The sequence below is a fragment of the Kitasatospora sp. NPDC056800 genome (assembly GCF_042789775.1).
GTDB lineage: Bacteria > Actinomycetota > Actinomycetes > Streptomycetales > Streptomycetaceae > Kitasatospora.
Genome location: NZ_JBHUAL010000130.1, coordinates 20,821 through 27,642, shown reverse-complemented (window position 1 = coordinate 27,642; position 6,822 = coordinate 20,821). Strand labels below are relative to the sequence as shown.

Below are 6,822 nucleotides of genomic sequence, written 5' to 3'. Positions count from 1 at the left end.
ATGATCGCGGCCGGGGCGGACATCGCCGCGATCGTCTCGGCGGTGGCCAGCGCCTCGGACAGCAGCTGGTCGGCGGGGACGATCCGGGAGACCAGTCCGGCCCGCTCGGCCTCCTCGGCGCCCATCATCCGACCGGTCAGGCACAGCTCCATGGCCTTCGCCTTGCCCACCGCCCGGGTCAGCCGCTGCGAGCCGCCGATGCCCGGGATCACGCCGAGCTTGATCTCCGGCTGCCCGAACTTCGCGGTGTCCGCCGCCAGCAGGACGTCGCACAGCATGGCCAACTCGCAGCCGCCGCCCAGCGCGTAGCCCGCGACGGCCGCGACGACGGGCTTGCGCAGGGCGCCGAAGCGGTCCCAGGCGGCGAACCAGTCGCCGAGGTAGGCGTCGACGAAGTCGAGCGACTGCATCTCCTTGATGTCGGCGCCGGCCGCGAAGGCCTTCTCCGAGCCGGTGACCACCAGGCAGCCGATCTCCTGGTCCCGGTCGAACTCCGTTGCCGCCGCGACGACTTCGTTCATCAGCCGGGTGTTGAGCGCGTTGAGCGCCTTGGGCCGGTCGAGTGTGATCAGCCCCACCCGGCCCTTGCGCTCGACCAGGATCGTCCCGTACGTCATGCGGCGCCCTCCCGGAGGGTGGTGATGATGGCGGAGAAGTCCAGCCCGGCGCCCTCGTCCTGGGCGAAGGCGGCGTACAACTCGGCGGCCCGTCGGCCCAGTTCGGCCGGGACGGCGGAGGCGGTGGCGGCGTCGGCGGCCAGTCCGAGGTCCTTGGCCATCAGGGTGGCCGCGAATCCGGCCGCGTAGTCGCGGTTGGCGGGGCTGGCCGGGACGGGGCCGGGGACGGGACAGTTGGCGGTGAGCGCCCAGCACTGACCGGAGGCGGTGGAGGCCACGTCGAACAGGGCCTGGTGGCTGAGCCCGAGGCTCTCCCCGAGGACGAAGGCCTCGCTGACCGCGATCATGGAGACGCCGAGGATCATGTTGTTGCAGATCTTCGCCGCCTGGCCGGCGCCGGACCCTCCGCAGTGGACGACCCGCCGGCCCATCGCCGCCAGCAGCGGCTCGGCGTCGGCGAAGTCGGCGGCGTCCGCGCCGACCATGAAGGTCAGGCCGGCCGCCTCGGCGCCGGCCACGCCGCCGGAGACCGGTGCGTCGACGGCCCGGTGCCCGGCGACCCGGGCGAGGTCGGCGGCCACCCGGGCGTCCCCGACCGCGATGGTGGAGCAGTCCACGAACAGCGCGCCGCTCGGCGCCGCTGCCGTCAACTCACCGTAGGTGTCCAGGACATGGCGTCCGGCCGGGAGCATGGTGACGACCGTCCCGGCCGCCGCCACCGCCTCCGCCGCCGAGGCGGCCACGGCGACGCCGTTCCCGGCGGCGCGCTCCCGGGCGTCCGGGGCCAGGTCGTAGCCGGTCACCCGGTGTCCGGCCTTGACGAGGTTGGCGGCCATCGGGCCGCCCATGTTGCCGAGTCCGATGAATCCGATCGTGTGGGTCACCAGCGCTCCAGGGGTGTGGTGGCGGCGAGGCCGAGTTCACGCTCGCCGAGCGGGGCGAAGTAGCGGTCCACGGCGGCGGGTTCGACGGCGCTCAGGGTCGCCGGGCTCCACCGCGGGGTGCGGTCCTTGTCGATCACCTGGGCCCGGATGCCCTCGGCGAGGTCCGGCGTGGCGAGCGCCGCGCAGGAGGTGCGGTACTCCTGGTCGAGGACGGCCTCCAGCGGGCCGAGTGCCCGGGCCCGGCGCAGGGCCGCGAGCGTCGCCTTCACGGCGGTCGGGGAGTTGGCGGCGATCCGGTCGGCGGCCTTCTTGGCCTCGGGTTCGCCGCTCTCCCGCAGCCGGTCGAGGATCTCCTCCACGCTGCCGGCCGCGTAGCAGCTGTCGATCCATCCGCGCTGCGCGTCCAGCACGCCGGCCGGCGCGGGCCCGACGTTCCGTTCCAGGGCGTCGTGGACGGGCAGTTCGGCCAGGTCGTCCAGCAGTACGGGCAGCCGCTCGGCGGGCACGAAGTGGTCGGCGAGCCCGCACAGCAGCGCGTCCCCGGCGCCGACGGATCCCGCGGTCAGGGCGAGGTGGGTGCCCGACTCCCCCGGCGCGAGGGCGAGCAGGTAGGTGCCGCCGACGTCGGGGACGAAGCCGATGCCGGCCTCCGGCAGGGCGACCCGGGTGGTCTCCGTGACGATCCGGACGCTGCCGTGGGCGGAGACGCCGACCCCGCCGCCCATCACGATGCCGTTCATCACGGCGACGTAGGGCTTCGGGTAGCGGGCGATCCGGGCGTTGAGGCGGTACTCGTCGCGCCAGAACTCCTCGACGGCACCCGGGTCGCCGCCGGTGGCGGCGCGGTGGATGGCCACGATGTCGCCGCCGGCGCAGAAGGCGCGCTCACCGGCGCCGGTGATCACGACGGTCTCCACGTCGCCGTCCCGCTCCCACGCGTCCAGTGCGGCGGAGATCCTCCGCACCATGCCGTGGGTGAGGGCGTTCAGGGCCGCCGGGCGGTTGAGGACGATCAGACCCGCCCGGCCCTCGCGCTGGACGAGGACCTCATCCGTACTCATCACGCGGCCCCGGTCAGGCCGCGGGCGACGATGACGCGCATGATCTCGTTGGTCCCTTCCAGGATCTGGTGCACCCGCAGGTCGCGGACGATCTTCTCGATGCCGTACTCGGCCAGGTAGCCGTAGCCGCCGTGGAGTTGGAGCGCCTGGTTGGCCACCTCGAAGCCGGTGTCGGTGGCGTGGCGCTTGGCCATCGCGCACAGCTCCGGCGCCCGGGGGTCGCCCCGGTCCAGCGCGGCGGCGGCCCGCCAGAGCAGCGAGCGGGCGGCCTCCAGCTCCGTGGCCATGTCGGCGAGCCGGAACCGCAGCGCCTGGGCGTGCAGCAGCGCGGCCCCGAACGCCTCCCGGTCGGCCAGGTGGCGGGTGGCCCGCTCCAGGGCGTCCTGCGCGCCGCCGACGGAGCAGGCGGCGATGCCGAGCCGGCCGCCGTTCAGCCCGTTCATGGCGATCCGGAAGCCCTCGCCCTCCCCGCCGAGCAGGCGGTCGGCGGGGAGCCGGACGCCGTCCAGCAGCACCTGCCGGGTCGGCTGGGCGTTCCAGCCCATCTTCTTCTCGTTCGCTCCGAAGGAGACGCCGGGGTCGTCCCGCTCCACCAGGAACGCGGAGACGCCCCGGGCCCCCGGGCCGCCGGTGCGGGCCATCACCACGTACACCTGCGAGGTGCCGGCGCCCGAGACGAACTGCTTGACGCCGTCCAGGACCCAGTGGTCCCCGTGCCGGCGGGCCCGGGTGGCCAGCGCGGCGGCGTCCGAGCCCGCGCCCGGCTCGGTGAGGCAGTAGCTGCCGAGCAGCTCCGTCGAGCAGAGCCCGGGCAGCAGCCGGGCGCGCTGGGCGGGGCTGCCGTAGCGGTCGATCATCCAGGCGACCATGTTGTGGATCGACAGGTAGCCGGCGATGGACGGGCAGCCGGTCGCCAGCGCCTCGAAGACGAGCACGCCGTCCTGGCGGCCGAGCTCCGAGCCGCCCGCCTCCTCCCGCACGTAGACGCCGCCGAGGCCCAGGTCGGCGGCCTTGCGCAGGACGTCGACCGGGAAGTGCTTGGCCTGGTCCCACGCGACGGCGTGCGGGGCGAGGTGCTCGCGGGCGAAGTCCCGGGTGGTCGCGACGATGGCGAGCTGGTCGTCGGTCAGATGGGTGTGCACGGCGCGCCTCAGCCCATCGTCGGGATGGTGAAGCTCGCGCCCTCCTTGGCCCCGGAGGGCCAGCGCGAGGTGACGGTGCGGGTGCGGGTGTAGAAGCGGATCGAGTCCGGCCCGTGCTGGTTGAGGTCGCCGAACGCGGAGCGCTTCCAGCCGCCGAAGGTGTGGTACGCGATCGGCACCGGGATCGGGACGTTGACCCCGACCATGCCGGTGTTCACCCGCCGGGCGAAGTCCCGGGCGGTGTCGCCGTCCCGGGTGTAGATGGCCACCCCGTTGCCGAACTCGTGCTCACTGGGCAGCCGCAGCGCCTCCTCGTAGTCGGCGGCACGCACCACGGTGAGCACCGGCCCGAAGATCTCCTCCCGGTAGATCCGCATGCCGGGCGTGACCCGGTCGAACAGCGAGGCGCCGAGGAAGTAGCCGTCCTCGTGCCCGGCCAGCCGGAAGTCCCGTCCGTCGACGACGAGTTCGGCGCCCTCCTCGACCCCGAGGTCCAGGTAGCCGCGCACCCGCGCCAGCGCGTCGGCGCCGACCAGCGGGCCGAAGTCCGCCGCCGGGTCGTCCGAGCGCCCGACCTTGAGCGCGCCGATCCGCTCGACCAGCTTCGCCACCAGGGCGTCCGCCGTCGCCTCCCCCACCGGGACGGCCACCGAGATGGCCATGCAGCGCTCCCCGGCCGAGCCGTACCCGGCGCCGATCAGCGCGTCCGCCGCCTGGTCGAGGTCGGCGTCCGGCATCACGATCAGGTGGTTCTTGGCCCCGCCGAAGCACTGCGCCCGCTTCCCGTGCGCGGCGGCGGTGGCGTACACGTACTGGGCGACCGGCGTGGAGCCGACGAAGCCGAGCGCCTGGACGCGCGGGTCCTCCAGCAGGGTGTCCACGGCCTCCTTGTCACCGTTGACGACGTTGAGCACGCCCGGCGGCAGCCCGGCCTCCAGGAACAGCTCGGCCAGCCGCAGCGGCACCGAGGGGTCGCGCTCCGAGGGCTTGAGCACGAAGGCGTTCCCGCAGGCCAGCGCGGGCGCGGCCTTCCAGAGCGGGATCATCGCCGGGAAGTTGAACGGCGTGATGCCCGCGACCACGCCGAGCGGCTGGCGCATCGAGTACACGTCGATGCCCGTCCCGGCGTTGTCGCTGAACTCGCCCTTCAGCAGGTGCGGGATGCCGGCGGCGAACTCCACGACTTCCAGGCCGCGTTGGATGTCGCCGTGGGCGTCGGCCACGGTCTTTCCGTGCTCGGCGGAGAGCAGCCGGGCCAGCTCGTCCTTCTCCTGCTCGACGAGCTGGAGGAACCGCAGCAGGACGCGGGCCCGCCGCTGCGGGTTCCAGGCGGCCCACGCGGGCTGGGCCTGCGCAGCGTCGGCGATCACCGCCTCGACCTCGGCGCGGCTCGCCAGGGGCACCCGGGCCTGCACCCGGCCGGTGTTGGGGTCGTACACGTCGCCGAAGCGGCCGGAGGTGCCGGCGGTGGGCTTGCCGGCGATGAAGTGGGTCAGTTCTCGGACCATCGGTTCCTACTCTCGACAGGGGTGGGGAGAGGAGGAATGGAGGCCGCCGCCGGTCGGCGGGCGCACGGTGGTGCGCCCCTCGGCACGGGCGTACGACGGTGTGACGGTACGTCAGGACGCGGGCGCCCCGGCGGTCGTCGGCACGGGACAGCCGGGCGCGGTGGAACGGAAGCAGCCCGGAGTCATGTGTGTCGTCTCCATCCTCGTGGAAAACACGAACCACCCGCGGCCGGTATCCTGACTCCCGGATCACCGCACGCCCTCAGGCCTTCCCGGCTGGCTGCCAGTGGCCGTCATCTGCGAGGACGGACTCCCCGGTCACAGTGGCGGGACCGTGCCGGACTCACACCGGCTTCCCTGACACCGCGGACCTGCCGTCGACCATATAGTTGGACGTCCTAGTAAGTCCAGGGGTACGCGCCCGCGCCGCGCCGCCGGAGGGCCGCTCACCCCCGTCCACCTGCCCGGACACGCCGGGAGCCGGCCCCGAGGGACCGGCTCCGATGGCCGACTCCGAGGGCCGACTCCGAGGGCCGCCGCTCAGCGGCCGGTGGTGACGACCATGCGGAAGCGGGCCCGATTGGCGGCCATCTTCTCCACCGCCGCCGCGGTCCGCTCCAGCGGCACCTCCTCGACCCAGGCCCGCACCCCCGTCTGCGCCGCGAAGCGCAGCGTGTCCTGGGTGTCGACCGCGATGCCCGAGGAGTGCGCGTAGACCTTCCGGTCGCCCTGGATCAGCTGCAGGGCGCTCAGCTCCAGCGGCTCCGCCGGGAGTCCGACCATGACGAGCTCGCCCCGACGGGTGATCCCGTCGATCGTCGCCACCACGGCGGGCGCGTTGGTGACGGTGGACAGGACCACCTTCGCGCCCCCCAACTGCCGCAGGGCCTCGGCGACATCGCCCGCGGTGCTGTCGATGTAGTGGGCGGCGCCGAGCCGGAGCGCGAGCGGCCCCTTCTCCTGGCCGCGGGCGATGGCGACGGTGCGGAAGCCCATCTTCTCGGCGAACTGGACGCCCAGGTGGCCGAGTCCGCCGATCCCCAGGATGGCGACGGTGTCCCCGGGCCGTGCGGCGGAGCGGCGCAGGGCGTTGAAGACCGTCACCCCCGCGCAGGCCAGTGGCGCCGCCTCGACCGCGGTGAGCTCGTCCGGGATCGCCGCCAGGGCCACGGCCGGGACGACGACGGAGTCGGCGAACCCGCCCGGATAGGCGACGCCCGGGATCTCGACCCGCGCGCAGTGCAGGCCGTCGCCCGCCCGGCACGCGTCGCAGTGCCCGCAGCTGCCGCCGTACCAGCCGACCGCGACCCGGTCGCCGACCCGCCAGCCCTCCACGCCCTCGCCGAGGGCGTCGACGCGGCCGGCGATCTCGTGCCCCGGGGTGATCGGGAAGGTGCTGCCGGGCAGCAGGCCGCCGGCGATGAGCAGGTCGGAGTGGCAGACCCCGCACGCCTCCACGGTGATCCGCACGGCTCCCGGGCCGGGCTCCCGCGAGGGGACCTCGACCAGCTCGGGGGCCGCACCCGGCCCCGCGACCTGGACGGCGCGCAGCGCGGCGGCCGAGCCGCTGGGGGAGGTGGTCATGAGCGATCCCTTCGCCGGGTGATGTG

General features: G+C 74.2%; 6 protein-coding genes and 1 riboswitch. All 6 genes read right to left on the bottom strand.

Translation table 11 applies throughout. The annotated features are described in order from the left end of the window. The coding region (locus ACFRQN_RS25795; protein ID WP_380742442.1) for an enoyl-CoA hydratase-related protein at positions 1–617 on the bottom strand (617 nt) is incomplete at its 3' end. After that, positions 614–1,501 (bottom strand): 3-hydroxyisobutyrate dehydrogenase, encoded by an 888-nt coding sequence (gene mmsB, locus ACFRQN_RS25790; RefSeq protein WP_380742440.1) that lies wholly within the window; start codon positions 1,499–1,501, stop codon positions 614–616. The genes ACFRQN_RS25795 and mmsB, both read right to left, overlap by 4 nt. Then, positions 1,498–2,562 carry an enoyl-CoA hydratase/isomerase family protein gene (locus tag ACFRQN_RS25785; protein WP_380742438.1) on the bottom strand — a complete coding sequence of 355 codons (1,065 nt, stop codon included), beginning with the start codon at positions 2,560–2,562 and terminating at the stop codon, positions 1,498–1,500. Before ACFRQN_RS25785 ends, mmsB begins: the two co-directional genes overlap by 4 nt. Next, a complete protein-coding gene (locus ACFRQN_RS25780) occupies positions 2,562–3,704 on the bottom strand; it encodes an acyl-CoA dehydrogenase family protein (RefSeq protein WP_117486425.1) in 1,143 nt (380 codons plus the stop codon). The genes ACFRQN_RS25785 and ACFRQN_RS25780 overlap by 1 nt, the downstream gene beginning before the upstream one ends. An 8-nt stretch (positions 3,705–3,712) precedes the next feature. Next, positions 3,713–5,212, bottom strand: a complete 1,500-nt coding sequence (locus ACFRQN_RS25775) for a CoA-acylating methylmalonate-semialdehyde dehydrogenase (RefSeq protein ID WP_074003487.1) — start codon at positions 5,210–5,212, stop codon at positions 3,713–3,715. A gap of 209 nt (positions 5,213–5,421) precedes the next feature. Next, positions 5,422–5,613: riboswitch (cobalamin riboswitch) on the bottom strand. Positions 5,614–5,752: 139 nt separating this feature from the next. Then, positions 5,753–6,796 (bottom strand): alcohol dehydrogenase catalytic domain-containing protein, encoded by a 1,044-nt coding sequence (locus tag ACFRQN_RS25770; protein ID WP_380742436.1) that lies wholly within the window; start codon positions 6,794–6,796, stop codon positions 5,753–5,755. Between the last annotated feature and the right edge of the window lie 26 nt (positions 6,797–6,822).